Annotated in this window: 24 protein-coding genes, 2 pseudogenes and 1 riboswitch; of the genes and pseudogenes, 15 read left to right on the top strand and 11 right to left on the bottom strand. The window is 58.4% G+C overall.

What is annotated here, in order from left to right; genetic code table 11:
• Nucleotides 1-6: 6 nt before the first annotated feature.
• Complete coding sequence (gene cobW / locus BN77_RS14865; RefSeq protein ID WP_007533236.1) at nucleotides 7-1,056, bottom strand: cobalamin biosynthesis protein CobW; 1,050 nt, start codon at nucleotides 1,054-1,056, stop codon at nucleotides 7-9.
• A gap of 5 nt (nucleotides 1,057-1,061) precedes the next feature.
• Nucleotides 1,062-1,586: a bifunctional adenosylcobinamide kinase/adenosylcobinamide-phosphate guanylyltransferase gene (cobU, locus tag BN77_RS14870; protein ID WP_007533237.1), complete on the bottom strand. Its 525-nt coding sequence runs from the start codon at nucleotides 1,584-1,586 to the stop codon at nucleotides 1,062-1,064.
• Nucleotides 1,587-1,715: 129 nt separating this feature from the next.
• A riboswitch (cobalamin riboswitch) is annotated at nucleotides 1,716-2,113 on the bottom strand.
• Nucleotides 2,114-2,354: 241 nt separating this feature from the next.
• Here cobU and BN77_RS14875 point away from each other — a divergent pair.
• Nucleotides 2,355-4,145 (top strand): chloride channel protein, encoded by a 1,791-nt coding sequence (locus tag BN77_RS14875; protein WP_007533239.1) that lies wholly within the window; start codon nucleotides 2,355-2,357, stop codon nucleotides 4,143-4,145.
• Here the strand turns inward: BN77_RS14875 and BN77_RS14880 are convergent.
• Complete coding sequence (locus BN77_RS14880; RefSeq protein WP_007533241.1) at nucleotides 4,142-5,596, bottom strand: cobyric acid synthase; 1,455 nt, start codon at nucleotides 5,594-5,596, stop codon at nucleotides 4,142-4,144. The two genes, BN77_RS14875 and BN77_RS14880, sit on opposite strands and share 4 nt — an antisense overlap.
• 567 nt (nucleotides 5,597-6,163) lie before the next feature.
• Between BN77_RS14880 and BN77_RS14885 the strand changes: the two genes are divergently transcribed.
• Together BN77_RS14885 and BN77_RS14890 are read left to right on the top strand one after the other, a co-directional pair.
• A complete protein-coding gene (locus BN77_RS14885; protein WP_007533245.1) occupies nucleotides 6,164-7,162 on the top strand; it encodes a glycine betaine ABC transporter substrate-binding protein in 999 nt (332 codons plus the stop codon).
• A gap of 148 nt (nucleotides 7,163-7,310) precedes the next feature.
• Nucleotides 7,311-7,658, top strand: a complete 348-nt coding sequence (locus BN77_RS14890; RefSeq protein ID WP_007533247.1) for a hypothetical protein — start codon at nucleotides 7,311-7,313, stop codon at nucleotides 7,656-7,658.
• A 6-nt stretch (nucleotides 7,659-7,664) separates the two neighbouring features.
• Here BN77_RS14890 and BN77_RS14895 read toward each other — a convergent pair whose 3' ends face one another.
• Both BN77_RS14895 and BN77_RS14900 read right to left on the bottom strand, forming a co-directional pair.
• A complete protein-coding gene (locus BN77_RS14895) occupies nucleotides 7,665-7,820 on the bottom strand; it encodes an entericidin domain-containing protein (protein WP_007533249.1) in 156 nt (51 codons plus the stop codon).
• A gap of 94 nt (nucleotides 7,821-7,914) precedes the next feature.
• Nucleotides 7,915-8,856, bottom strand: coding sequence for a LysR family transcriptional regulator (locus BN77_RS14900; protein WP_208856438.1), 942 nt, complete (start codon nucleotides 8,854-8,856; stop codon nucleotides 7,915-7,917).
• Nucleotides 8,857-8,928: 72 nt separating this feature from the next.
• On the opposite strand from BN77_RS14900, the gene BN77_RS34140 reads away from it, so the two are divergent.
• From BN77_RS34140 to BN77_RS14915, 4 genes are all read left to right on the top strand, one after another.
• Nucleotides 8,929-9,090 carry a hypothetical protein gene (locus BN77_RS34140; protein WP_167540367.1) on the top strand — a complete coding sequence of 54 codons (162 nt, stop codon included), beginning with the start codon at nucleotides 8,929-8,931 and terminating at the stop codon, nucleotides 9,088-9,090.
• Between the two features lie 87 nt (nucleotides 9,091-9,177).
• Nucleotides 9,178-9,990 (top strand): class I SAM-dependent methyltransferase, encoded by an 813-nt coding sequence (locus BN77_RS14905; protein WP_007533253.1) that lies wholly within the window; start codon nucleotides 9,178-9,180, stop codon nucleotides 9,988-9,990.
• 208 nt (nucleotides 9,991-10,198) lie between these two features.
• The gene (locus BN77_RS14910; protein ID WP_007533254.1) at nucleotides 10,199-10,426 is read left to right on the top strand and encodes a hypothetical protein; all 228 of its coding nucleotides are present in this window, start codon (nucleotides 10,199-10,201) and stop codon (nucleotides 10,424-10,426) included.
• A gap of 161 nt (nucleotides 10,427-10,587) precedes the next feature.
• Nucleotides 10,588-11,742: a ceramide glucosyltransferase gene (locus BN77_RS14915; RefSeq protein ID WP_007533255.1), complete on the top strand. Its 1,155-nt coding sequence runs from the start codon at nucleotides 10,588-10,590 to the stop codon at nucleotides 11,740-11,742.
• 122 nt (nucleotides 11,743-11,864) lie between these two features.
• Here BN77_RS14915 and BN77_RS14920 read toward each other — a convergent pair whose 3' ends face one another.
• Nucleotides 11,865-14,057, bottom strand: a complete 2,193-nt coding sequence (locus tag BN77_RS14920) for a putative bifunctional diguanylate cyclase/phosphodiesterase (protein WP_007533256.1) — start codon at nucleotides 14,055-14,057, stop codon at nucleotides 11,865-11,867.
• Nucleotides 14,058-14,262: 205 nt separating this feature from the next.
• Between BN77_RS14920 and BN77_RS31420 the strand changes: the two genes are divergently transcribed.
• The gene (locus BN77_RS31420) at nucleotides 14,263-14,976 is read left to right on the top strand and encodes an eCIS core domain-containing protein (protein ID WP_007533257.1); all 714 of its coding nucleotides are present in this window, start codon (nucleotides 14,263-14,265) and stop codon (nucleotides 14,974-14,976) included.
• Nucleotides 14,977-14,999: 23 nt separating this feature from the next.
• On the opposite strand, the gene BN77_RS14930 is transcribed toward BN77_RS31420, so the two are convergent.
• Nucleotides 15,000-15,758 carry a PP2C family protein-serine/threonine phosphatase gene (locus BN77_RS14930; RefSeq protein ID WP_007533258.1) on the bottom strand — a complete coding sequence of 253 codons (759 nt, stop codon included), beginning with the start codon at nucleotides 15,756-15,758 and terminating at the stop codon, nucleotides 15,000-15,002.
• Between the two features lie 70 nt (nucleotides 15,759-15,828).
• Nucleotides 15,829-16,020: a DUF6494 family protein gene (locus tag BN77_RS14935; protein WP_007533259.1), complete on the bottom strand. Its 192-nt coding sequence runs from the start codon at nucleotides 16,018-16,020 to the stop codon at nucleotides 15,829-15,831.
• A gap of 197 nt (nucleotides 16,021-16,217) precedes the next feature.
• On the opposite strand from BN77_RS14935, the gene BN77_RS14940 reads away from it, so the two are divergent.
• The gene (locus tag BN77_RS14940) at nucleotides 16,218-16,538 is read left to right on the top strand and encodes a low affinity iron permease family protein (RefSeq protein ID WP_007533260.1); all 321 of its coding nucleotides are present in this window, start codon (nucleotides 16,218-16,220) and stop codon (nucleotides 16,536-16,538) included.
• 38 nt (nucleotides 16,539-16,576) lie between these two features.
• Here BN77_RS14940 and BN77_RS14945 read toward each other — a convergent pair whose 3' ends face one another.
• Complete coding sequence (locus BN77_RS14945; protein ID WP_007533261.1) at nucleotides 16,577-17,152, bottom strand: hypothetical protein; 576 nt, start codon at nucleotides 17,150-17,152, stop codon at nucleotides 16,577-16,579.
• Between the two features lie 234 nt (nucleotides 17,153-17,386).
• Here BN77_RS14945 and BN77_RS14950 point away from each other — a divergent pair, with 234 nt between their 5' ends.
• The 3 genes from BN77_RS14950 (at nucleotide 17,387) to BN77_RS14955 (ending at nucleotide 20,362) form a co-directional block, all read left to right on the top strand.
• Nucleotides 17,387-18,793, top strand: a complete 1,407-nt coding sequence (locus tag BN77_RS14950) for an adenylate/guanylate cyclase domain-containing protein (RefSeq protein ID WP_007533262.1) — start codon at nucleotides 17,387-17,389, stop codon at nucleotides 18,791-18,793.
• 197 nt (nucleotides 18,794-18,990) lie between these two features.
• Nucleotides 18,991-19,398 carry a GFA family protein gene (locus BN77_RS32155; RefSeq protein WP_081593552.1) on the top strand — a complete coding sequence of 136 codons (408 nt, stop codon included), beginning with the start codon at nucleotides 18,991-18,993 and terminating at the stop codon, nucleotides 19,396-19,398.
• 193 nt (nucleotides 19,399-19,591) lie between these two features.
• A complete protein-coding gene (locus BN77_RS14955) occupies nucleotides 19,592-20,362 on the top strand; it encodes an SDR family NAD(P)-dependent oxidoreductase (RefSeq protein ID WP_007533263.1) in 771 nt (256 codons plus the stop codon).
• A 55-nt stretch (nucleotides 20,363-20,417) separates the two neighbouring features.
• Here the strand turns inward: BN77_RS14955 and BN77_RS14960 are convergent, their stop codons facing one another.
• Nucleotides 20,418-20,732, bottom strand: coding sequence for a helix-turn-helix transcriptional regulator (locus BN77_RS14960; protein ID WP_007533264.1), 315 nt, complete (start codon nucleotides 20,730-20,732; stop codon nucleotides 20,418-20,420).
• Between the two features lie 415 nt (nucleotides 20,733-21,147).
• Here BN77_RS14960 and BN77_RS36125 point away from each other — a divergent pair.
• A pseudogene (locus BN77_RS36125) lies at nucleotides 21,148-21,225 on the top strand (hypothetical protein); the annotation flags it as partial.
• A gap of 51 nt (nucleotides 21,226-21,276) precedes the next feature.
• Here BN77_RS36125 and BN77_RS34810 read toward each other — a convergent pair.
• Nucleotides 21,277-22,161, bottom strand: coding sequence for a hypothetical protein (locus BN77_RS34810; RefSeq protein WP_007533266.1), 885 nt, complete (start codon nucleotides 22,159-22,161; stop codon nucleotides 21,277-21,279).
• 131 nt (nucleotides 22,162-22,292) lie between these two features.
• On the opposite strand from BN77_RS34810, the pseudogene BN77_RS34815 reads away from it, so the two are divergent.
• Nucleotides 22,293-22,462 (top strand): annotated as a pseudogene (locus BN77_RS34815) (calcium/proton exchanger); the annotation flags it as partial.
• Between the two features lie 666 nt (nucleotides 22,463-23,128).
• Nucleotides 23,129-24,718: a carboxylesterase/lipase family protein gene (locus BN77_RS14975; protein WP_007533272.1), complete on the top strand. Its 1,590-nt coding sequence runs from the start codon at nucleotides 23,129-23,131 to the stop codon at nucleotides 24,716-24,718.
• Nucleotides 24,719-24,937 lie beyond the last annotated feature (219 nt).

The raw sequence follows: 24,937 nt of genomic DNA on the forward strand, positions 1-24,937 counted from the left end.
TCTGCCTCAAGCCAGCGCTTCGATTGCCTTGCGCACCACCGCTTCGTCCATCTCGTGCAGGCCAATGACGACGAGGCGCGTGGCGCGCGCTTCGCCGGGCGCCCAGGCGCGATCGAAATAGTGATCGATGCGGCTTCCGACCGCCTGCAGCTGCAGTCGCATCGGCTTGCCGGGAACATCGACGAAGCCCTTGAGCCGCAGCACGTCGTGCTCGCCGATGATGCTCTTCAGCGCATCCACGAAGGCCGCAGGATTGGCAACCGGGCCAAGCTCGACCACGAAGCTGTCGAACTCGTCATGATCATGCGCCACGCCGTCCTCATGTTCGAGTTCATGGTGGGATTTGCGATTGACCACCTGGTCTTCTGTTCCGACGCCGAGCCCAAGCAGCACGCTTGCCGGAACCTCGCCATTGCGCGCCTCGATCATCACTGGCTTGCGGTCGATACGGGAAGCGACTTCGTCCCGCACGCGGCCAAGGCCGGCAGGGTCGAGAAGGTCGGTCTTGTTGAGCACGATCAGATCGGCGCAGGTCAGTTGGTCCTCGAAAAGCTCCTCGATCGGACTTTCGTGGTCGAGCGAAAAGTCTTCCACGCGGCGAGCCTCGACGGCATCATGATCATCGGCAAACCGGCCTGCGGCAACGGCGGCGCTGTCGACGACGGTCACGACGCCATCGACCGTGACCTGCGTGCGGATATCGGGCCAGTTGAAGGCCGCAACAAGCGGCTGCGGCAACGCGAGACCAGAGGTCTCGATGACGATGTGGTCTGGGCGCTGCTCGCGCTCCAGCAGCTTCGTCATCGTCGGAATGAAGTCGTCAGCCACCGTGCAGCAGATGCAGCCGTTGGTGAGCTCGATGATATCGTCCTCGGTGCAATTCTCGGCGCCGCAGCCCTTGAGCACATCGCCGTCGACCCCGAGATCGCCGAACTCGTTGATAATGAGCGCGATCTTCTTGCCGTTGGTGTTGGATAGCAGATTGCGGATCATCGTCGTCTTGCCGGCGCCGAGGAAGCCGGTGATCACGGTCGCCGGGATTTTCTGCTGGTTCATGAAATTCAACCCTTCATCTTCAGCGGCAGACCTGCCGCGATAAAATACACATCCGCGGCCTCTGCCGCGATCATTTGATGCAAGCGGCCGGCATGATCCCGGAACTCCCGCGCCATTCGGTTTTCCGGCACGATGCCGAGACCGACCTCGTTGGATACGATGACGAGGCTCGCACGCGCCGTCGGTAGATATGCGGCAAGTGAAGCAAATTCGGCCTCCATGTCGCGCTCGCCCATCATCAGATTGGTGACCCAAAGCGTCAGGCAATCCACAAGGATCGCCCGCCCCACGCCGTCAATCGACCGCAGGCATCCGACGAGATCAAGGGGCTCTTCGTGGGTATGCCAGCGATCGGCCCGATCGGCTTTGTGCTTGGCGATCCGGGCACGCATTTCGTCGTCCCAAGCCCGGCCTGTCGCCACATAATGGCGTTCCAGGCCGCTCGCGACGAGAAGCTGTTCGGCAAAGTGTGATTTTCCCGAGCGCGCACCGCCGAGGACAAAAGTCGCGCCGGATGATGGAGGGCTCATCGTAGATGCCGTCCGATCTGCGGAAGCGATCCGCGAGAAACCGGAACGGCTGCAGAACGCAGCCTGCAAATCTGTCTTTCAGCCATGACAACCTCCGTGCTGGCAGCGGGCATCGCCCAGGAATGGGCTTTTCGCCCGGCACGGTTGGCAGGTCTCCTGGCTCGCGGGTGTTGGTCGCGATCGGGGCAGACCGGAAACCGGTCGCCCCAGATCGTGCCAGCGGATCTTCCTCGCCTTCCCGGCTGCATTTCATGAAAAGGCGGACGATTCGTAGATATAAGAGGCGTCCTGCCCCGGTTGATCATGATGCACTGCCAGTGACTTTTCCGTCGCCGCTTCCGCACCGCCCGCCTGCACCATTGCAGGCTGTCAGCCGCTCGAAAACCAACGCCGGACGGAAAACCCTGACCGCTCTACAGTCGCGGGGTCGGCTATGATGACGGCGCCCTAATTGGGTCCACCGCTTCACATTCCCTTTTCATCCGTACCGATTCAACCGGTCCGGAACCATCCGTTATGAATTCATCGTTAGGCAAGGCCACTGGCGAAGTCAATCAAGCCGTCGCAGTGCGACATGCCAATTCACGCTTAAAAAGTGCACCAAGCAACCTTCTCTACCAAATTTATCGTCTTTTATCAGAGATTTACGTCACAATAATTGTTGTCGGCGCCGGGCTTTTGCCGCATTTGCGTCGCAAGTGGGTCGGGCCATTGGCTTGCCCTTTCCGACCGCACTTGATCCGGCCTAGACGTGCCTATTTTCCTGTCATGCTCCTGAAAATCAATATTCGCCGTCTCGGTCCGCTTCATACCCTTCTCGATATCGGGCGGGTGCGCGCGTTGCTGCGGCGCAGTGAGATGGGGATGGTCATCGCCGGCGCGATCGTCGGGGTAATCTCCGGCTTGGCCGTGACAGGCATGAGCCTCGTTTCCCGTGAAATGCACAGCCTTATCTTCGGAATCAGCGACGTCGAGAGGCTGAGTTCCTCGCAGATCGATAACAAGCTCCTGTTGCTGACCGCACCCGTTTGCGGCGGCTTGCTGCTCGGGCTGTTGCTGTTTGTGCTTGCCAAGACCCGCAAGAAGCCAATGGTGGACCCGATCGAGGCAAACGCGCTGCATGGCGGGCGGCTATCTCTTACCGATAGTATTCTGGTTGCAGTCCAGAATCTCATTTCTAACGGCTTCGGTGCCTCGGTCGGGCTGGAAGCCGGCTATACGCAGTTGGCGGCAGGGCTGGCCTCCAAGCTCGGCCTCAAGCTGCAACTTCGCCGCTCGGACCTGCGCGTTCTCGTCGGATGCGGCGCAGCCGGAGCCATTGCAGCCGCTTTCAACGCGCCTCTGACAGGCGCCTTCTACGCATTCGAACTCATTGTTGGCTCCTACACCATCGTTTCGCTGACCCCGGTCGTCGTTTCCGCGCTGGTCTCGACCCAGATTGCGCATCTGCTCGCCGGCAGCGATTTCCTGATCGACGTTGGCGCCTTCGGTAAAGTCCTGCCGGCCGACTATGTGCCGGCCCTCCTCCTCGGCGCGTTTTGCGCGGGCATCGGGATCATGATCATGCAGGGCGTCGCCTGGATCGAGGAATTGGCTCGCAGGAGTTCCATCGCAACGCCGCTGCGACCTGCCCTTGGTGGCATTGTCGTCGGTCTGCTCGCGCTGATCACGCCGCAGGTGCTGTCGGCAGGTCATGGCGCGCTCCACCTCAATCTTGGACGCGACGTCGCAATTCCAGTGCTTGTAGGTCTGTTCCTCCTGAAGGCCTTCGCCTCCGCGATTTCGATCGGCTCGGGTTTCAGAGGCGGTCTATTCTTTGCGTCCCTGTTCATGGGAGCGTTGGTCGGGAAATTCTTCGCCTATTCCGCACCCTACTTCGCTCATGCAACGCTGACGCCCGTCATCTACGCGGTCGTCGGCATGAGCTCGCTTGCGGTCGCTGTTATCGGCGGTCCGCTGACGATGACATTCCTTGCGCTGGAAATTACCGGCGACTTTCCGATCACGGCACTGGTGCTTGCGGCGGTGATTACCTCTTCGCTCGTCGTGCGCAGCACTTTCGGCTACTCCTTCGCAACATGGCGCTTCCACCTGCGCGGCGAGAGCATTCGCAGCGCTCACGATGTCGGCTGGATCCGGAACCTCACGGTTGACCGGCTGATGCGCGCAGACGTGAAGACGGCCAACGCCGCCCTCACCATCGACGAATTCAAGGAGCGCTTCCCCCTCGGTTCGGCGCAGCGCGTGGTCCTCGTCGATGATACGGGCAAATATGGCGGGCTCGTTCTCGTCCCGGACATTTATGCAAACCTGACCGACACCGACGACACTGGCAAGGATCTCAGCGAATTCATCCGCTACAAGAACGATTTCCTGCAACCGAAGATGAACGCCAAGCAGGCAGCGGCCATCTTCGACAAGACCGAAAGCGAAGCCCTCGCCGTCGTCAACAATCTGATTGAGCGCAAGGTTGTCGGGCAGCTGAGCGAGGCCTATACGCTCCGCCGCTACAGCGAAGAACTCGATCGCCGCCGGCGTGAAATATCTGGCGAAATCTAGCCGAAGAGCTCGTCAAGCCAGCGTCGGTCAAGACACGCCTGCAGCTCGGCTGCGACGTCGTCCAGGGCCTTCTCAACGCCGGCACGATAGTCGCTCGTCTCGCCCGAAAGACCAAAGCTCTGTAGCAAACGGGAACGATAGATATCACTGGCGAACATCCCATGCAGATAGGTGCCGGCAATCCGACCGTCAGCCGACATCGCACCATCCGGCTTTCCATCAACGATTGCGAATGGCCGGCCGCAATCTTCCCCTTCCGTGATGCCGAGGTGGATCTGATAGCCGCAAAGCGGGGAGCCGTCCGCCACCGCTGTCGCAACACTGTTACGGACGGTCTTTTCGGGCGCCATCTGCGTCTCGACATCAAGCAACCCGAGACCCGCCACCTCCGTCGCATGCCCCTCGATGCCCAGGGGATCATGGACCTTGCGCCCGAGCATCTGATAGCCGCCGCAAATCCCGAGAACCCGCCCACCCCTCCTCACATGGGCCAGGAGGTCGCCATCCCAGCCCTGCGCGCGCATATCCATAAGGTCAGATACTGTTGATTTCGAGCCCGGCAGCACGACCAGCTGCGCATCCGCGGGCAGCCGCTCGCCCGCAGGCACGAAAACCACGTCGACATCAGGCTCGGCCCTTAGCGGATCGAGGTCGTCGAAATTTGCGATCCGTGAAAAGACCGGCACGGCAATCTTGAGTACACCGTGGCCACCGCGCGCCAGCCTCTCCAATACCACCGAGTCCTCGGCCGGCAATCGCGACGCTTGCTTGAGCCATGGCACGACGCCAAAGCAGGGCCAGCCGGTGAAGCGTCGCACCGCGTCGATCCCCGTGTCGAACAGCGAAACGTCGCCGCGAAACTTGTTGATGATGTAGCCGGATATCATCGCCCGATCTTCGGCGGGGAGGATCGTATGGGTGCCGACCAGCGAGGCTATGACGCCGCCACGATCGATATCACCGACCAAAACCACAGGTATGCCGGCGCGCGTGGCAAATCCCATATTGGCGATATCGCCGGCCCTGAGATTGATTTCGGCGGGCGAGCCGGCACCTTCGACGATCACAAGATCCGCTTCCGCCGAAATCTCAGCGAAGCTTTGCATTACGTGGTCAAGGAGTACCGGCTTGAGCTTCTGATAATCCCGCCCCTTGGCCTGCCCCCAGACCTTGCCCTGCACGATGATCTGGCTGCCGAATTCGGATTGCGGCTTGAGCAGTACAGGGTTCATGTGCACCGAGGACGGCACGCGCGCAGCGAGCGATTGCAGCCATTGCGCCCGGCCGATCTCGCCGCCGTCATCAGCCACGGCAGCATTGTTCGACATGTTCTGAGACTTGAAAGGACGAACCGAAAGTCCGCGGTTGGCGGCCAGCCGGCAAAGCCCGGCTACAAGAACGGTCTTGCCGACATCGGAGCCGGTACCCTGCAGCATGATGGCCTTGGTCATTGTCGCGAACTCCGGAGAAATCGAAACGGCCTACAACGGGCTCTCCCCCGTGGTCAATCGCAGGCGCCGAAACTGCGAAGGCCGCGCCAACCGTTTAGGGTTGCGCGGCCTGCCGAATACGCTGGCGCATTCGCCCATACACGGCGAAGCTCACGTTCTCCGGGACGCACTACCTGATCCGGAGAAGCAGCGGTGTCCCCCGCTACGCAACAACAGATAGCGCCACATTGTTACCGGAGGGTTAGCAAGCCCTTAAGCAAAGATGAATTTTGGGGTTTTCTTACATTTCTTGATGCCCGGGCATCATTGGCAGATCTGCCAGCGTAATCTCGCCCCACGCGCGATAGCCACTTTTGGTAGGACTGATATTAACGATTTGAAATCAGTCCCTTAGACTTGGCACCTCAAGCGTAGAAGACAATTGATTTCCACAACCGAACGCGTAGGCTGCGCATTCAAGGTGCCAGGATGAGCACTACAGCGACAGCCAGGACAAGCAACACAAGGATCTCCGCAAGAAGCGGGCGTCGAGGTTGTGGCCGCGGCCGCAAAGAATGGGAACGCAAGATGAGATCTCTCTGCACGTCAATCCTGCTTGCGGCCGCAGTTTGTGCAGTTGCCGCGTCTTCGCAGGCTGCCGAATGCGGCAACGTCACCATCGCTGAAATGAAGTGGGCGTCGGCCGGCATTGCAGCCAACTTCGACAAGTTCATTCTAGAGAAGGGTTACGGCTGCTCGGTCAAGATTGTCCCGGGAGATACGATGCCGACTTTCCTGTCAATGAACAAAGAAGGCGAGCCGGATATCGCTTCCGAGTTCTGGATCAATGCAGTGCGCACCGAACTCGATAGCGCGGTCAGGGAAGGCAGGCTGATCCAGGCGGCCGAAATCCTCTCGGAGGGCGCTGTCGAGGGCTGGTGGATACCGAAGTTCATCGCGGATGCTAACCCCGATATCCGCAGCGTTGAGGACGCCCTCAAGCATCCCGAGATCTTCCCGGTACCTGGAAATCCATCACAGGGCGCGGTCTTTAGTTGTCCCGTCGGGTGGAGTTGTCAGATTTCGACGTCAAATCTGTTCCGCGCGCTCGGAGCCGACAAGAAGGGCTTTCAGCTTATCGAAACCAGCAGTCCGCAGGACCTTGATGATTCCATCGCAGCCGCATTCCAGAAAAAGGTTGGCTGGCTAGGCTACTACTGGGCGCCAACAGCCATCCTCGGCAAATATGACATGACGCGGCTGAGTTTCGGCGTTGGCCATGACAAGGCAGAATGGGACAGTTGCACATCGGTTCCCGGCTGCGCTCGGCCGCAGGTGAATTCATATCCCGTCTCCAGGGCCTACACGATCGTGACCAAGGCCTTCGCCGATAGGGCCGGGCCGGCGATGCATTATCTGAAGCTCCGCTCCTGGGACAATACGACGATCAACGAAGTACTGGCCTGGCAGGATGAAAACCACAAGAGCAACGAGGAAGCCACGATCTACTTCCTCCAGAACTATGCCGCCCTGTGGACCAAATGGGTTCCCGCCGACGTCGCCGAGAAGGTGAAGGCCGGGCTCTAGGGAAAGCAAAATAGCCACACGCGGTGGGTCCGAGCATGAGAATGATCGGCCGACGAGAGTATCTTCCCTTTGGCGGCGTGGTTATAAGCGGCAACTGCTTGCGCGCCCCGAATCATGCCTGGTCGCACCCAAGATGAGGAGAACAAAGATGACATCCGCTCCGTTTCCCGACAGAGATACGATCGCTTCAAAGCTTGCGATCCTCGGCGAACAGGAGAAGGCCTACGTCGTCCTGCTGATGGAAAATGCTGCGCAGGACGAGAACCTCATCGATGGCCTTCACCGTCACCTCGACGGAGCCGCGAGCGCGTCGTTTCTGAACACGCTGAAACTCGAGAATCTTGGGAAATGGATTGGCGAGGCAGCGCCCGCCCGCCTGCAGATACGTCTCATGGAAGCGGCTAAATCCAGCCAACATCCCGCCTTTGCGGCATTCCGCAGCGGGCTTTCGCGTTCCGGCGGGCTCGAAAAGGCCTACCCGCCGGCAGCGGTCTGATTGCATTTACCTCGTGGCAGCGTGACCGACCGAACGGCCTGCATCCTGAGTCGCATTGACGACGTTCGCCGTGTCGCGGCCGATGCCGCGGATCGTATTACCACACGAAGAAAGCACGAGCAGAATCGCGAGGGCGGAGCCGATCTTGGCCATTGTCATCATTCTGAAATCCTTCTTTTCTCAATCGTCCGGGCGCGGGCGACTCTCGCCACGCGCGTTAAACCCCGGGGGAAGAAAAGAGGTCCCCGCTTCGTTGTCAAGCGGCAACGGCCTTCGCTTTTTCGGCAAACGCAAAGCGGATGCTTTCGGCCACAGCTCGCATCGGGCTGTTCATCTGTGATGCGGTGAGCAGCCTGATGTCGAAGGAACCGAGCTCGGGCAATCCTTCCTGCAGACCAAGGACCGCCATCTCGTCGGTTACATAAGAGCGCGGCAGCGGCGCAATTGCCAGGTCGGAAATCACGGCCGCTCGTTGCGCCATCGTGTGGCCGCTGAGAAAAGCGACACGATAACCGCGCTTCATACGCTCAAGCTGAGACAGAGCCTCGGAACGCCAGATGCAGCCATCCTCCCAGATCGAGATCGGCAGCGGATCACGGCGATGCGCCGTACCGCACTTGGCGCCGGCCCATACCAGTCGCTCCCGAAACACGATCTCGCCGTCAGTCGGCAGCGGGCGCGTCGCGCAGTTGATCAGCGCCAAGTCCAGACGTTGCTCTTCCATACGTTTCTTAAGACCAATGCTCATGTCGATGGTAACGTCGACCATGATGCTCGGAAAACTCTCGGCGAAGCTCTTCAGGATGCTTGGCAGCAGTCGTTCGCCGATATCCTCTGGCGCGCCGAGCCGCACCACCCCGCTGAGCTCGGGCATGATGAACCGCGACACCGCCTCGTTGGACAGAGCAAGAATGTTGCGTGCATAGGAAAGCAGCGTTTCGCCATGCTGGGTCAGGCTAACCGACCGCGCGTCCCGCAGGAAGAGCGTGGCGCCGAGCTGCTCCTCCAGCTTCTTGATCTGCATGGAAACGGCGGACGGAGTCCGGTAGACGGCTTCCGCGGCGGTGGAAAAATTGCCGGTCTCTGCGATGGCAACGAAGGTGCGCAGCACGTCGTTGTCAAGCAGGGGAATGGGACGGCGAAAGGGAATACTCATCGTCGCATCTTTCAATTTTTCTGAATTTGAATTCCATATCATTTTGTTTGATTGAAAGTCAACCCGGCAATACCCTTCCACTGTAGGAGTTAGACTGAATGGAAGGAGACCGCGATGAATACCCTCAACGCTATCTTTGACATCTTCTACGCATTCAGGTCGCGCCAGATCTTCCGCCAGACGCAAAATCGCACGCGCGATCAGTTGGCGCGACTGCCCAGACATCTCGCCGATGATCTCGACCTGCAAGCTTTGGGTATGACCGATCCGAGGTAAGATGCAGACCCTCTGCAGCGTCTTCAAAGACACGATGAAAGGCTCTAATATACGTTCCGCGGCGCGCGACGACGGAGCGTAACGACCATGGCGATGAATGACGCTTGTTTCCAAGGTGATATCCCCGCAGCATATGATCGGTACCTGGTGCCGATCCTGTTTGATAGTTACGCGGCCGATCTGGCGCGGCGTCTGGCATCGTTACATCCGCACCGCATTTTGGAAGTGGCAGCCGGGTCGGGGGCTCTGACGCGTGCAATATCGTCAGCGCTTCCCCACGCCGAAATCATTGCCACTGATTTGAACCAAGCAATGCTGGATGTCGCCGCAGTGAAACATCTCGGCGGGCATGTCGTATGGCGTCAGGCTGACGCGTCGGCCCTGCCCTTCCCCGAGCAGATCTTTGATGCTGTCACAAGCCAGTTCGGCGTCATGTTCTTCCCCGACAAGGAGCGCGCATACCGGGAAATTCTTCGCGTGCTGAAGCCGAAGGGAACGTTCCTCTTCAACACCTGGGACACTGTCGAGAACAACGCCTTCGCAAAGGCCGTGGTGGCTGCCACGGATGCACTGTTTCCGGACGATCCGCTCCCCTTCTTTCGACGGACGCCGCACGGTTACTTCGATGCCGAAGCGATCCGATCGGAACTCGAGCGAGCCGGGTTTCAGTCGGTGACCTTTGCCAAAGTCGAAAAGATCTCCCGTGCGCCCTCGGCAAGGGACGTGGCAACTGCGTTCTGCAAGGGCAGTCCGCTGCGTATGGAAATCGAAGCTCGCGAACCGAAGTTCGATGTCTTAGCCCGCGTAACCGCGGCCCTCGAGCAGACATTTGGCAAAGGTCCGATCGAAGGGCAGATGTCGGCGCTGGTGTTCACCGCCGAGGCTCCGCGGCAGGCCTAAGAAGCTCATAGGACCGCGGCAACCTCCTTCGGGGGTGCCGAGGTAAACGGCCGTTGTCGACACCGCCCCGATAGAATGGGCATCGGGTTTTCCGGCACCGGCCTCCGACGCGATATTCACCCTTCGGTTAATTCAGAATAATCTAAAATTTAACTTGAAATCGTCGCTTCGGAAACGATGATGCTTGCCGTCAGCCAGGAGGGTAGCGATGTCACAGTACCAGGAGACGCGGCGGTTCAAATGCATGGGTGACGCTGGAAATCCCTGCACCGTTATTGAACAAATCAGGATTGCCGACGAAGCCATCTCCATCCCCAGAACCGACTACATGACGGTGGATGGCGAGGTCGCCAATCGATTGGACAGGAAGCACTTTCTGATCCTCATGAAAGGCGAAGTCGTCAAGATTAAGAGGGCTCTAAGAAGGAAGCACTGAGCGGTGCACGCCGTGCGCTGTCGTTATGGGCCTCTATTGTCTAAGAACTGAGCTTTCGCTGGGGCACATGTCATCAGGGCGTCATGTGACGGTGATGTTTTAACCCACCGGGCGCTGAGACTCGTTTTTCATTGCGGCGCTGTTCACCGCTGGAATGACTGATGCTGTATATCATTGCCCTCGCCGGTGCCCTGCTGGCAGCCAATTCCCTCAGCCTTGTGATCGCGGGATGGCGAATTCGGTCTCGCCGAGACAAGACCCCAAGCCTCGCTGTGCGTCCGCCTGTCTCGATCGTGATACCTCTTTGCGGCGTGGAACAGTTCTCGCGGGAGACGCTCGAGAGCGCGCTCAGCCTGGACTGGTCCGACTACGAAGTCATCTTCTGCGTTGCCGACAAAACTGACCCGGTCATCGACCGGGCCGAGGGGGCCCTTCGAACGAAGCCGCTGGCAAAGGCGAGGATCCTTGTCGGGGATGACCGCGTCAGCGCAAATCCGAAACTCAACAATTGCGTCAAGGGCTGGAACGCTGCTTTGCACGAATGGGTAGTGCTTGCCGATTCCAACGTTTTGATGCCCAAAGACTATCTCTCACGCCTGATCGCCGCATGGCGGCCGGAAAGCGGACTTGTCTGCTCGACGCCGCTTGGCTCTCGTCCCGACGGTTTTTGGGCGGAGGTGGAATGTGCGTTTCTCAATACGCATCAGGCCCGGTGGCAATATGCGGGAGAGGCTCTTGGATTTGGTTTCGCGCAAGGCAAGAGCATGCTGTGGCGCAAGAAAACCCTGGACTCCCACGGCGGCATCCAGGCACTTGGGGCTGAGATCGCAGAAGACGCCGCGGCCACCAAGCTGGTGAACCGAATGGGCCTCAAGGTCCATCTGGTTGCTGGCCCGTTCGAGCAACCGTTGGGAAGGCGAACCTTCCGCGACGTATGGACGAGACAATGCCGCTGGGCGCGATTGAGACGCGTGACATTCCCGCATTTCTTCGCGCCTGAGATCCTTGTTGGTGTGGTTGCACCCCTATTGCTGGGCGTCAGCGCTGCCTTCCTGTCCGGGGCCAGCCTTTTCGGAACGTCCTTCGCCGTCTTGTGCGTTGCCTATACCCCTGAGCTTATTCTTGCGGTCCGTAAGAATTGGCACCTCTCACCCTTGTCGCTCGTCGCAATGATGACACGTGATGCATTGCTGCCCGTCATCTGGATGCGAAGCTGGTTGGCCGGGAGCTTCGATTGGCGCGGAAACAGGATGGTGATTGGATCGAACGAGTCTCGTCTCGAAGCCGGCGTCGCTGGACCGATCGCCAGCCCTTAGAAACCGCGGACGCTTCCGATAATATAGAGAAGCACCGTCAGTCCGGAACCGTTCTCGGTAGACGCATTCAGCCCAAAGCCACTATGTCAGCCCTGAAAATACTCCGGAGCGCGTATGGCAACTCAGCGCTTCGCCTGCAAGTCAATCACATTCGTTCCAACCATCCTGTCGAACGCGTCCTTGGTCATGGGCTTCGACATGAGGTATCCTTGCAGGTGATCGCAGCCGAGTTCCTTCAGGATTGCCCGTTGCTCTTCGGTCTCCACGCCTTCCGCCGTTGTCTTCAACCCCTTTGCGCGTGCCAGTCTTATCATCGCCTCGACGATAGCCCGGTTGTCGGCATCCTGGCTATCGAACCCGCCGACGAAGCTCTTGTCGATCTTGATACGGTCAACGGCAACATACTGCAGGCGACCGAAGAAGGAGAAGCCCGTGCCAAAATCGTCCAACGCAACGCGCACACCTGTCGAGCGAAGGGCTTCAATATTGCGCTGGCACTCCCCTGCGCTATCGAGAAGCGTGCCCTCGGTTATTTCGATCTCCAGACGTGCCGGATCGATCCCGTGCTTGTTCAAAGCCGCAATGACCCGCAGCGAATACGCCTCGTTGTTGAGCTCGAGGGGTGAAGCATTGATCGCAATCTCCAGATCCGGCCACCGTTGAGCCGCCAGGCAGGCCTCCTCAAGAACAAGATCGCCAAGCTGAGTGATGACGCCGCACTCTTCGGCAATGGGAATGAACACTTCCGGGCTGATAAGACCTCTCAAGGGGTGCTTCCATCGAAGGAGCGCCTCGGCGCCATACAAGGCTCCATTCGGGGCAGCGTAGACCGGCTGGAAATGAACCTCGAGATCTCTGCGATTTAAAACCGCCAGCCGCAAATCGCTTTCGAGCGCCCTGCGCTCTTGCACCAGCTCGTCCATGTGGGGACCAAAGATCGCAAAGCGGTTCCTGCCTGCCGCCTTTGCATTGTAGAGTGCGATGTCAGCCTTCCGTGTCAGGTCAGATGGATCAACATCAGGTCCGACGCCGATCACGACACCAATGCTCGCACCGATACTGATTGGTGTTCCGGCGATCTCGAATGGACGCCGCATGGATTCGATGACTTGCTCACATGACCGCGAGACCTGGTCGCTCGTCACGTCAGTGATGACGGCCGTAAACTCATCACCCCCAAGCCTACCAACAACGCTGTCCGGAAAAATGCGACGTAGCCTGTCGGCCACAAGCACCAGCAGCCGGTCGCCAACTGGATGGCCCATTGTATCGTTCACCTGCTTGAAACGATCAAGATCCATGAACAGCACCGCGTTGGACTGGGTCGCGGCAGATCCCGAGATCGCTGTGGCCAAATGTTCAGAAAATCGCGCCCGGTTCGCCAGTCCTGTGAGGGTGTCGTGCCGAGCGAGATGTTCAAGCTCAGCCCTACTCTGCCGAAGCTTCCGGTTACGCGCCGCAACCACCGCCCCCATTCCTGCCAGTGCCACGAATACAGATAATCCAACAGCGGCCAATGCTGGTCGAACTGACTTGGCGACAGCTTCGCCGGGTTCAAATGGATGCCAGGAAAAGTACCCGAATTCTCTGCCATCGGCATTTCTCGCTGCCGCGAAGGATCGTTTGTCCTCAGCCGACTTGGTCCAGGCAAAGTTGAGGCCGTCAAACTGGTATTCGCTCGACATCCTCGCCAGGAAGCTACCGTCGAGATAACGAACGGCGACATGCAAATATATCTCGGAAGGCTTCTGTTCGATGTTTCCGGTGTCGGAGATGATCGGCTTCACGCTCACAATTGCGGGGTGATTGTTGACCTTTAGAAGATCACTTTCCCCAATGCTCAAGACCTGATCGGAAATTCCAGCATCGTCACCCGTGGCAAGTCTTGCGCGCAGCCTGTTCACCAGCGGTGACACGATATCACTGACTTGTTGGTATGCTTTCGTCGAATCCGCCTCGTCGGCAGCGAAAACGTATATGGCACGGCCATTCGGAGCGATCACGTAGGCGCGGTCGTGTTGGAAGTAGGTGAACATCCATTTGCCAAGGTTCGCCTTCATCCATTCGGCATTGCCGTCGCTTACGTTTCGAACAGCATCGTCCCAGACAGTGGCGCTCTCCTGATCGTGGGCCACCGCCGCCTGCATTTTCGAGACAAGCGTCTCGGCGAGATTTTTCTGACGCTCCGCGGCAATTTTATCGCTTCTTTCGGTAGCAAGCTCCAGAACCGAGAAGAGCCCAATATAGATCACAAGTGCAGCAAAGAGTGGAAGTATGAGGATGAGAAGGAGCGATCGGAAGCGCGTATGTTTCATACTGAGAAGCCTTTTTTCGAAGGCCCGTCCTAGCACAGGAACATTAAGGCGCGCTTACATTCCGTCAAACGGCGTTCAACCCCACACGGTCGATTGGGTCCGTCGGCCTCTCTGCGCGCAGCCTTTGTTCGGTGGCTATCGGCATGACGCTCCTGATGATTCATCGGAAAAGATATAGTAGGATCGCTTCCCTGTGAGGCCAGCCATGCCAGTTCGTCCGTTCACGATCGCAGCAGTTCCCGGGCATTTCTTCTCGACCGTCGTCGTCGGCCTGATCCTGACCGCAAATACGGGCGTCTATGCCTGCAACAACCAGTCCGTCACAGGCATGACTGGAAGTCCGAGCGGCTTACAGCAGCAGACAGAACACGAATTACGCGCCCCCTCGCGCGCGATCTCCGGCGCCATCTACGATATCGCTCGCGCCCTGAATGAACTTCAGGCCGGTAAGCTCACCGGGCCCGTTCTGGAAAGCGTTCTAGTTCAAAGCCACAAGGTCGCAAAAAAGGGATCATTGCCGATCCCACCGGATATTCGCAGACAGCTTACAGGTTATTCGACCGAAGACTCGATGAACCGTGTTCGATACCGGGTTGGCGCTTCAGGCTCTCTAAACCTGGCCACGCTATCGGAACAAGTAGGATTGGCGGACGCTGTCACGCTGATCGATGTGATCGTGTTTCGCGACGCTATTGGGGCCGCGACAGTCTCCTTGTGGGCTCACGAACTGACACATGTCGATCAATTTCGAGAGTGGGGCGTTCATGGCTTCGCGGTTCGATACGCACAGAACTGGCAGGCCGTGGAGGCCCCGGCCTACTCCAAGGGCGATGGCTTCGCGGCATGGCTGCTATCTCGGCAAACCGCCAATGTCGCGACGAGCGCATGCGTCGCACGCGAAGGCTCCGCGGTGCGATAAAGGCTGGCCACATGGATCGTGCGTTATCCAGACCCGAAGCCCACGACAATCACAGATACGTTATCCTCCCCGCCTGCCTCAAGAGCGGCCTGCAATAAAGCGTTAGCTGCGGCTTGCACGTCCACTTCTTCTTGAAGAATGCGATGAATAATGGTGTCGGGAAGCATATCCCAAAGTCCATCACTGCACAGGAGCAGCTTTTCATCATCTCCAAGCGGGTCTTGGGCACGAACGTGGGGAAAGAGCCTGCCCGGTGTAGGACGACCGCCCAGCGCCTGCGTGATCTGATGACTGCGCCGCGCCTGGTCGAAACGTTCTGGGACGTCATCGACTGTAGCTTGCATAAGCTTCCCATGCCCAAAACGATAGGCACGGCTATCCCCCACGTTGAAGACAACGAGCGACGATCGGCCAACTTCTACCCCCACCAGCGTGGTGCCCATCCCGGTCAGCTCCGGACGGCCCTCCATCAGATTGAATATCTCATGGTGGGCATGAAGAATGCGAGCACCCCAGTCGGTGTCTTCGGAGCGGTCAATATCACCCTTGAGGCACTCCAGAGCGCAACTACTTGCGACCTCACCGCGCGCGTGGCCACCCATGCCATCCGCGATCATGAACACTGGCCGTCCTGTGCTGGAGACTGCACCGGAGTGTGATGCGTTATTTCCCTTCAGGATTGTTTCCGCGGCGAGAACGGCATCCTCATTCCGTTCCCGCACGAGGCCCTTGTGCGTCACTGCAGCATATTGGATCGTCCGCGGACCCGATTGGACTGTCATCGGCGGACCTTCCCTTTTAACCTTGATCCATGGCTTGGCGCACTGCATCCGACAGAATTGCTTCGCCAAGCTATGGAAGTTCGATTTCACCCTCAACCACGTGCTTGAGGCCGATGCTTTCCGCCGTCAACGTCATGCGGACCTTCAGTTTTTCGCCGCCGATCTGCCCGTTGCGCACCCTCTCCTCGATCTTGCGCTGTGAGGTGACGCCGACTTCTTTCAGGAATTTACGGATCGACATGTTGAAAGCGTCTTCACTCATGGCCGAACTCCTCTGCACCTCGAAGGGATTGTAAAGGAACGCAAGCGACCCGGAAAGCGTAATGGGACATGCAGTGTCTGTCGGCGGACCTACGGGAGCTGAGCGGGATAGTGTTGCCTGGGTCGCCTGGGTGGACATCAAAGTGGAACTACGATGGTGAATGCGGGTTGCGACTATAGAAACGGATGGAGAACAGGATGCAGTGGCAATCATCTTTGACACAGCTGGGCACCTGGGCCGCTCGCCCATGGGCTTTCGTAGTCGCAATCCTCTATGCCATTGGATGGCTCGTTTTCAGCCCCGAGACGCTGGAGTGGCACGGCGTTGTCACGCTTGCCACGTGGTTGATGACATTGTTGATCCAGCGCGCCGGGCACCGAGACACTCAAGCCATTCATGCCAAACTTGACGAACTGCTTTATGCGCAACGCCAAGCGAGGAACGAGATCACGAGCCTGGATGAGAAGGAGCCGGAAGAAATCGAGGGCTTCCGAGAAGCGCACAAACCGCAGGCATAGGGGATGACGATAGCGCGGCGATTAAGCTCCTCCTTGGCTTAAGCAGATCTGTCGGACTTTTCTTTCATTTGGTGGCGGTACAATCGGACCCGAGGTGTCGATTTCTCTAGGTCGCGGCTATTGCGGGCGGCATTCACCGCGAAGTCTGTCGTTCTAGGATCGGTACCTGGCGGAGCAACGAGAGCATCCTCTGAGAGCGTTACGTCGGAACCGCCACCGTCCCAGCCTTCGCTTCGCCACAGGTCGGCACGTTGGTCCATATCGATGCTGCCTTCGTTATCGAGGATATGATGCGCAGCCTCATAGGTTGCGTCATCGACCTGGACGGAAACGAGATATCCGCCTCGACGCAATCCTTCGGCGTAGCTGGCGCGATCCTCGTCAGGGAATAACCAGTTTTCGAGACCGGCGAACCAACCGCCGGGTTCGGGGCGACGAGCATCACCAGCTTCGTCACCGGGCATGAAACGGATGCGGTCGTCGGGCAGGCCGATCTCCTTCAATCGCTTAATGGCGCTTTCGGCCTCGCCGCGATCATCGAACAGTGCACTCAATGTGCTTAGCGCGTTTCCGCTGGCTAGACTGCTTGAGCTTTCGTTGCGGGTGGGGTTCATAATTTCAGCTTCCTTTAAGACGCGGCAAAGTGCTGCCGTCCGTATAGAAACCCGACCGAACGAAAACTGTTCCTGACGGGCGTCCGGTGCCGTGAACCTGGCGCTTGGTCGTGACGATGCCGTCGCCATCAAGCTTGGGCCTCAAGCTCATTGAGATTTCGATGGGGACATTCCATGGTATAGTTCTGCAATTGGCGTTGTCCACCCTCGGTAACGCGCACGGAGACTTGTCTGATGAGCGAAGTAGACGCGCTTTTCGCCGCCCTGCGGCAGGCGGCCGACCCGCTAACGGTTGATTGCATCGAGCGCGTGGTCATGCATGGCCTGGATCGTGATCTTAACCGCATCAATGCGCTTGCCTTCGCAGATGAGCATCGTCTCGATGAAGAGAAAACGCTCGCAGCGCTTCTACATGCAGCCCGCTTGGGCGCTTTCGAGATGACCTGGAATGTCCTTTGTCCTGGTTGCGGCGGCGTTCTCGATACCGGCGCAACCCTCAAAACAGTCGACCAGGAGACGTACCATTGCGCGCTCTGCGCGGCAGGTTACGAACCAACCCTCGACGAGATGGTCGAGGTAACGTTCACGGTCAGTCCGCGGGTTCGCAGGATTGCTGCCCACGATCCCGATCGGTTGCCTCCGCTTGAATACTACCGCCAGATCTTCTTCAGTTCCGGAGTCGACTTGCCACAGGACTTCGAAGCGAGGTTCGCACGCATCCAACTGGAATTGATCGAGTTGGCTCCAGGTGAAAAGGCCTTCCTCTCGCTGCGATTGCCGGCGCAATTTGTGATCGTCTTCGATGCGGTCACACACTCGGCGCAGTTCATCGACGTGAAGGGGGACCCGACCGACGAACGGCAGAACCTCTCAATGGTCATTAGTAAGGCGCATGCGCTGCACGAAACGCTTACCCTTCGTCCTGGCCCACTGCGGCTGACGTTGGAGAACCACAGCGATCGCAGAGTGATACCGAACGTCTGCGTGGCGGGCGACGACCTGCACGACTTACTGGGCCGCAGGCGACCTTTCCTCACGGCGAAGCGTCTCCTGTCGAACCAGAGCTTCCGCGACATCTACCGGACCGACACACTTGACGTCGACCAGCGCCTCAAGATCACCAGCCTGACCTTCCTTTTTACTGATTTGAGGGGCTCGACCGCACTCTACGAGCGGGTCGGAGACCTTGCAGCTTTTGATCTAGTGCGAGCGCATTTCCAGGTTCTTCATGAAATTGTCGCCACAGAGGCCGGAGCGGTGGTCAAGACCATAGGTGATGCCGTCATGGCGACCTTCCCGAGCCCTGACCGCGCAGTGGCAGCGGCGCTTCGGATGCGCGAGGCGATGCTTCGGTTAAATACAGAACATGGAAGCGACGATTTGCTCCTGAAGATTGGCATCCATGAGGGACCATGTCTCGCAGTCAACCTGAACGACCGGCAGGACTACTTCGGTCAAACCGTCAATATTGCTTCCCGCGTACAGGGCCTTGCTGATCCCAATGTGATCATGACCACCGAGGCAGTTGTCGAGGACACCCACGTCTCAGAAATCCTGCGCGACAGTGGCATCAGCTCGGTCTCCCGGATGGAGGAACTTCAAGGCATAGGCAGGGAGGTGAAAATCTTCGCCCTGTCGTGAGCTTCCCTCCGGCAGCGTTGCTGACGGGCGCGATTGCGGACCACGCAACCAAAAGCGTGGCTTTGCGCTCGGTATGTCCATCCATTCAAAATGGTAAATGGGCGAGGACCGGCTCGTCTGCCGAGGTCGCCTGCCGATTTTATCGCCTTTGTCGATTTTGAGCAGATCGACCACTGATCCAAAAAATAGGAATACCGATGCCGACCTATCATTCAAAATGCCCGTGCGGGGCTCTCTGCCTGGAAGTGACTGGAGAACCTGTTCATAACCACGTCTGCACGTGCACGCGTTGCCAACGTGAATCCGGTGGAGTGCTTCGGCACAACGCTTGGTTCCGCGAAGAAGACGTCCGGCTCGCATCCGGGAGGTATTCTGTCTGGTATCCGCAGGGAGAGTCCTCCCCTGATATCATGAAGGCCTTCTGCCCAATATGCGGTGGCGGGGGATTTTCGAGATCTGGCACCTATCTTCCGGGCGCTGTTGTTATTGCGGCCGGCACATTTGCGTCCTCGTCATTTCCAGCCCCGGACCATGTTCATTGGTGGAGCGACCGTCCGCATTGGATCGATCTGTCCGTAGGAATCGAGCGTTGCCCGGGCAACTAAGCGGCTTGGCTCGCGACTGCTTTATTGGACGAGGTTCGTGCTGATGACCTGTCGTCGCTTCTCCAAGTGCCGTCGTGGCCACGGCGAGATCGTCCGCCGGTAGAGCGGCGCGGCGCTCCCTCAACGCGCAGAACAGCTGGCATCCTCACGCCAAGGCTGCCATAAATAGAGCTTCACCGCTGGAGGCATCACAATGCAGAAGAATGCGCCTAATTTCAGCCTTGAGGGCAAGGTGACATTGGTGACCGGAGCGAGCCGTGGCATCGGTCGTGCCTGCGCACTTGCATGCGCCGAAGCAGGTTCTGATATTGTTTTGGGGGTCCGTAATATAGCAGCGTCGGAGGGCCTTGTTGCCGAACTCGAGGGCGCAGGACGAAAGGTCCTCCCTGTTGAACTGGACATTCCCAATAAGGCTCACATCGCACAAGCGGTCGAGGCGGCGCTTGCTACGTTCGGTCGTATCGACGTGCTCATTAACAATGTGGGCGTGGCTCCGGGCAATCTCGCCGAACTCGTCGAGGAGAAGGACCTTGACGAGATACTCGACGTCAACATCAAGGGCACCTTTCTGATGACGCAGGCAGTCGGCCGTCACATGATCAAGCAAAATATCGGCCGGATCATCAACATCAGTTCACAGGCCGGTACCGTGGTTCTGCGCGGCGAGGCAATCTATTGTATGAGCAAGGCGGCAATCAATCACCTCACGCGCTGCCTTGCTGCCGAGTGGGCACGCTACAACGTCACCGTAAATACCGTATCGCCGACCTTCATTCACACTGATGGTACGGCATCTTTTCTATCCGATGCCGACAATCGCAACGCGACCCTCGGTCACATTCCACTCGGCCGGATCGGTGAAACCGATGATGTGGTTGGTGCCGTGGTCTTCCTGGCATCGCCGGCTGCGAGCCTAATCACCGGCGCGAACCTGCTGGTGGACGGCGGATGGTCCGTCGCCTGAGCTGAGGCACCCCTGCAGCGCGGGGTCGGTGTTCGATGGGCTACCGACGATCCCGTCACCGCCACCACATTGGCGGATAGATGTTCTTCAGATGATTTCGTCCTGTCTCGCACGAGAAACCCCAGATCGCGGCGAGATCGTGCAGATTTCTTCCCCTCCCGAGCCAGTGCGCCAGTCGGGCTTCGGTCGGGGTGAGCGGAAACAGCTGTTGCAGCACCTCAAGGGGTGGCACCTTCCTCTCCGCTGGATCGACGAGGATGACGAAGGCTTGGCAGTTCGAGAAGATGTCCCTCGCGGCATCTCTCGCAGGAGTCACGTAGGCGAAGAGCGGGCCGCCCTTCGACCGCATGATCCTGATTGGCAGTATCATGTCGCTTCCGGGCTGAGCGTGGACACGGAGTGAATTGCGGCGTCGAGCGCCTTTCGCGGCGTGAGGTCTTTGCAGAAAAGTTATCTGTTCGAAATCGGGAGGTCGTCGCCGATCACGCCGTGCCCAGCTATTGCCGTAGGCCGCTACGAGGGGGTGAGCCAAGACATCGACACGTCTGCAATCGAGACTTTCGAACCGAATGAAACCCTGGACGAATTGGTGGCGTCTTTCCGTCGCGACCACGACGCCAAAGAAGGCGCATGCTGCCTCGGATCGGCCCCATACTTATTGCGTGAAGCGTTTCGCATCTTTGGTCAGAAAGCACGGAGGCGGCGAGTGCGGGGTCGATAACCCTCTTCCCTCCCGCATCGGGCGATACATCAAGCACCTCGGCGCGCAACGCAATCTTTCGCAGATGTCAGAGCGGATCATCAAGAGTTTGATCAGCGTCTTCGAGGCAATGAACCATATCCGCAACAACAAGTCGCTGGCGCACGACAATCCCGACTTGATCGACCCGGATGCCGTCAGCAGCCCTGTATCTTTACTTGTAGTAGTGTCTGTAGGTGCGACCGATACTTGGAACGATTTCCTTGAGCACAGCCTTAATTCCCAATGCCTTCCCGTTTTGACGAAAACGAAAGTTCTCAACGCACGCGGACATGATTTTCTCCGGATAGACGTCCTTGAAAAAGCGAAGCCCGTCGACGTCTCTAAGTACGGAATGGAGGTAAGAGCCGACAGGCGGCGCGACTTCTTTCCAGAAGCCGATCGTCGTCAGTATGTTGTTAAACAGATGGATTGTTGAGGCGTGCCGACACTTTTCCTGACACTCGTCAAAATGGTCTGGGAGGAGCATTTTCCAGATGTCGTGATGGTCTATTGGGTAGAAATATTTGTGCTCATATAGCTTGAGCGCTGCATCTTTGGCCTTGATCGCCTCGAATATCATGCTCGGCCCCGTCTCACCCCATCGCAGCTCCTTATCGAGCTTTGTCTTCATCATTTCGGAGAGTTCGGCCAGAATTCTCTCGTCTGAGACATACAATATCGCGCCGTTGAGACCTCCCTGCTCTTCCTTCACGAGTATATCCGGATGCGATGGCACCTCGTTTTTTCTCGTCATGAGAAGATCCATATCAATCCAGACCAGATCTGCCGCCTTGATCATTTCGTACCGGAACAAGTCTGAAAAATGCGACAAATCGGGCTTTCCATTGTATCTTACTCTGGCGACCATATGCTCGGGTACGATTGTTGCCGCATCGGCTGGCGTTACACCCGCTGGGGTGTTCGGTATTGGCTGGTATGAGAACAGCGTAGTCGGATAGCCCTGCGCTACGAACGAAGATAGACAGGCCTGATCAAGAGCGCTCAATTGGCCTTTCGCCCAGAAGGCACCGACCCCTTTCGATCTCAGTATGTCCATCACGTTTCCCCTTTGCTCTACCGGGCAATCTGTGGCTGACTTTACCGAAAGCTCAATTCCTACCCAGGATAGTACATCGAGTTTTGACGTACGTAAAGCATCTACGATAGGTAGATCGCGGGCACGTCCAGGTGACTGTACGCTCGGCGCTCATCGTTTTCGTGCCGGTCGCCATTCTTCTGGAGCGGTCACTCCCGATGCGCACACTTTGCTGTTTCTCATTTCGGTCGTGGCGATCGTGCCGCTCGCTGCGCTCCTGAGCCGTGCAACCGAAGCGGTGGCCGCTAGAACCGCCGCCGCTTGCCGGATATCTCGCGACCACGAACGTCCCCGATGCGCCGGACAACCGGCGCTCCCACGGCGTACATTAGAGATGCGCGATCCAGAGCGCAACCTGCACTAGATGTTGGGCCCGACATCACGAAACCTGGGGTGAAGCTCAGGAGATAGACTTGAGTCGACCTTTTCGCGCAGGCGAGAAGTCTCGTCCAAAGTCGCGCGCTCGATCGCTTCCGCTTATCGGTCCTCCGCCGCCACACACCACGCCCCTGTGGAGCAAGCGCTCGTAAGGCGTGCCAGGGGGAAATATTAGAGCAAATTGATACATGTCCGAGAGCGCGGGTCTGTGGGACAATGCCTCCCCTAACAGCACAAGGGAGGCATCCATGAAGCCTGTTTGTATCGCATTGACGATTTGCCTGATATTCGGCACGTCGGCCACTCGCTACATCTCCCTTCCGGGCTACGCTTTTAGGACGGATCCGAGTTGCCAGCGCACCGTTTCTAAACTCCAGTTCGACAGGAGATGCGATTGGCCGAAAGTCGGGATAAAAGACTTCACGCCGCCGACTCTGGTGGGAATAGGGTTTTAAAACGCCGATGGTGATAGCTGCTTGCGATTTGACGCGCGCAAGCGTTTCCCTTGATGCTCCGACACGGGTGACTACTTCCAGCCGCGGGGGCGGTTATGGTCTTCATTCGGAACTTCTCGTTTCTGGCTGCCGCCGTTGCTTGCCAGGTGGCATTTGTCGCGCGATCAGGTGCCGCTGACGTCACCGTTGGAATCGATAGCGGCCTGCTGAGCGGAGAGACGTCGGGTATGGTCGTCGTCTTCAGAGGCATACCTTACGCGGCGCCTCCTGTAGGCGATCTGAGATGGCGCAATCCGAGGCCCGCGAGAAAGTGGAAAGGCGCAAGGAATGCGCGAGAATTCGGCCCCTCGTGCGTGCAGGCAGCACCGCTGCCGCAGTCCGAGGACTGCCTGACCCTCAACATCTGGATGCCTGCCAAGCGCTTCAAGACGCCGCGCCCGGTTATGGTTTGGTTCGACGGCGACGCCCTCGCCCAGGCAGACGCATCCCAATATCCCGGCCACCAGTTGGCCGCACAAGGATTGGTGTTCGTGTCATTCAACTATCGGCTGGGACGCCTGGGCTATTTTGCACATCCAGCGTTGTTAGTCGAAGCATCCGACCAACCCGTCGGAAACTACGGCTACATGGACCAGCTTGCAGTCTTGAAGTGGATCCGGCGAAACATTTCGGCCTTCGGCGGCGATCCCGAAAAGGTGACAATCGTCGGGGAGTCGGCAGGTGGCGGATCGGTGATCGCCCACATGGCATCGCCATTGTCGCTAGGCCTCTTCAGGGGGGCCATTTTGGAGTCGCCCGTCTTGCCCACCACACGCGCAAAGAACATGCCTTCGTCTTCGCTGGAAACTGCGGAAAGGAGGGCGCTGGCCTATGCGGCTTCTCTCGGGATCGATGGCAGCGGCCCGGACGCCCTCGCGGCGCTAAGAGCGCTTCCTGCCAAGCGATTGACCGAAGGTGCGTCGGCAGCGGAAGTCTGGGCTGGAATGTCGACAGGTAGTCCAGTCGTCGGCATCTCCGGGCCGATCGTCGACGGACGGTTCTTGCCCGAAGCGCCGGAAGCCGCGTTTGCAGCGGGTCGCCAAGCTCCGGTGCCAGTCATTGTCGGAACGAACAGCCGTGAAATGTACATTGGATCGGCATCGGCGAAAGACGATCTGTTCCAACAATTGGGCGGCCATGCCGCCGAAGCGCGAAGACTTTACGATCCAACCGGTCAGGAAACCCTCGGAGAATTGAAGCAGCAGGTCCTGGCGGATAAGACGCTCGTCGAACCATCTCGCCACCTTGCCGGCGAGATGGTTCGTGCTGGACAGCCAACCTGGTGGTATCGCTTCTCGTACGTTGCAGACGCCCTGCGTGGCGATCCGAAATGGACAGGCGTCCCTCACGGCGCCGAAACTCCCTACATGCTGGATATTCCAAACGCGTTCGTGAAAGACGGAGTTAGGCCCGCGGACTGGGCCATTGCCGCCTTGGCCAGCGCCTACTGGGTCGAGTTTGCGACGACGCTCGACCCGAACGGAGGATCACGGCCCAAATGGCCGCGCTACGACCCCACCGTCGATGTAATTATGGAATTCGCAGATGACGGAGCGACGACAAGGGCCGATCCGTTAAAGCCAAGGCTCGACCTCTGGCAGAGACATTGGGAGGAAGACACCTTGGCTAATCATACAGGCCGATGAAGGGCATCCCCGCCCACTCGGTTCGACCAGGATCTGAACGGGGCGCGAACAACAGGGCGCTACAATCGACTGCAAAGGGGGGTTATTGGCGGCGTTTGTTATTATTAAGTAATGGCCGAGCAAGAAGCGCGCGAAGCAAAGATACCGACAATGAAAAGGACCGAAAGGATCCACGTACGAATCCTTCAAAACAGAGAGGCATCGGCGCCCCGCCTCCGC

It is taken from the genome of Rhizobium mesoamericanum STM3625 (genome assembly GCF_000312665.1).
In the GTDB taxonomy this organism is placed as follows: Bacteria; Pseudomonadota; Alphaproteobacteria; order Rhizobiales; family Rhizobiaceae; genus Rhizobium; species Rhizobium mesoamericanum.

Excerpts from the sequence above, each read along its gene's own strand:
- cobW (WP_007533236.1), bottom strand. The coding sequence starts at position 1,056 with ATGAACCAGCAGAAAATCCCGGCGACCGTGATCACCGGCTTCCTCGGC.
- cobU (WP_007533237.1), bottom strand. The coding sequence starts at position 1,586 with ATGAGCCCTCCATCATCCGGCGCGACTTTTGTCCTCGGCGGTGCGCGC.
- BN77_RS14875 (WP_007533239.1), top strand. The coding sequence starts at position 2,355 with ATGCTCCTGAAAATCAATATTCGCCGTCTCGGTCCGCTTCATACCCTT.
- BN77_RS14880 (WP_007533241.1), bottom strand. The coding sequence starts at position 5,596 with ATGACCAAGGCCATCATGCTGCAGGGTACCGGCTCCGATGTCGGCAAG.
- BN77_RS14885 (WP_007533245.1), top strand. The coding sequence starts at position 6,164 with ATGAGATCTCTCTGCACGTCAATCCTGCTTGCGGCCGCAGTTTGTGCA.
- BN77_RS14890 (WP_007533247.1), top strand. The coding sequence starts at position 7,311 with ATGACATCCGCTCCGTTTCCCGACAGAGATACGATCGCTTCAAAGCTT.
- BN77_RS14895 (WP_007533249.1), bottom strand. The coding sequence starts at position 7,820 with ATGATGACAATGGCCAAGATCGGCTCCGCCCTCGCGATTCTGCTCGTG.
- BN77_RS14900 (WP_208856438.1), bottom strand. The coding sequence starts at position 8,856 with ATGATATGGAATTCAAATTCAGAAAAATTGAAAGATGCGACGATGAGT.
- BN77_RS34140 (WP_167540367.1), top strand. The coding sequence starts at position 8,929 with ATGAATACCCTCAACGCTATCTTTGACATCTTCTACGCATTCAGGTCG.
- BN77_RS14905 (WP_007533253.1), top strand. The coding sequence starts at position 9,178 with ATGGCGATGAATGACGCTTGTTTCCAAGGTGATATCCCCGCAGCATAT.
- BN77_RS14910 (WP_007533254.1), top strand. The coding sequence starts at position 10,199 with ATGTCACAGTACCAGGAGACGCGGCGGTTCAAATGCATGGGTGACGCT.
- BN77_RS14915 (WP_007533255.1), top strand. The coding sequence starts at position 10,588 with ATGCTGTATATCATTGCCCTCGCCGGTGCCCTGCTGGCAGCCAATTCC.
- BN77_RS14920 (WP_007533256.1), bottom strand. The coding sequence starts at position 14,057 with ATGAAACATACGCGCTTCCGATCGCTCCTTCTCATCCTCATACTTCCA.
- BN77_RS31420 (WP_007533257.1), top strand. The coding sequence starts at position 14,263 with ATGCCAGTTCGTCCGTTCACGATCGCAGCAGTTCCCGGGCATTTCTTC.
- BN77_RS14930 (WP_007533258.1), bottom strand. The coding sequence starts at position 15,758 with ATGACAGTCCAATCGGGTCCGCGGACGATCCAATATGCTGCAGTGACG.
- BN77_RS14935 (WP_007533259.1), bottom strand. The coding sequence starts at position 16,020 with ATGAGTGAAGACGCTTTCAACATGTCGATCCGTAAATTCCTGAAAGAA.
- BN77_RS14940 (WP_007533260.1), top strand. The coding sequence starts at position 16,218 with ATGCAGTGGCAATCATCTTTGACACAGCTGGGCACCTGGGCCGCTCGC.
- BN77_RS14945 (WP_007533261.1), bottom strand. The coding sequence starts at position 17,152 with ATGAACCCCACCCGCAACGAAAGCTCAAGCAGTCTAGCCAGCGGAAAC.
- BN77_RS14950 (WP_007533262.1), top strand. The coding sequence starts at position 17,387 with ATGAGCGAAGTAGACGCGCTTTTCGCCGCCCTGCGGCAGGCGGCCGAC.
- BN77_RS32155 (WP_081593552.1), top strand. The coding sequence starts at position 18,991 with ATGCCGACCTATCATTCAAAATGCCCGTGCGGGGCTCTCTGCCTGGAA.
- BN77_RS14955 (WP_007533263.1), top strand. The coding sequence starts at position 19,592 with ATGCAGAAGAATGCGCCTAATTTCAGCCTTGAGGGCAAGGTGACATTG.
- BN77_RS14960 (WP_007533264.1), bottom strand. The coding sequence starts at position 20,732 with ATGATACTGCCAATCAGGATCATGCGGTCGAAGGGCGGCCCGCTCTTC.
- BN77_RS34810 (WP_007533266.1), bottom strand. The coding sequence starts at position 22,161 with ATGGACATACTGAGATCGAAAGGGGTCGGTGCCTTCTGGGCGAAAGGC.
- BN77_RS14975 (WP_007533272.1), top strand. The coding sequence starts at position 23,129 with ATGGTCTTCATTCGGAACTTCTCGTTTCTGGCTGCCGCCGTTGCTTGC.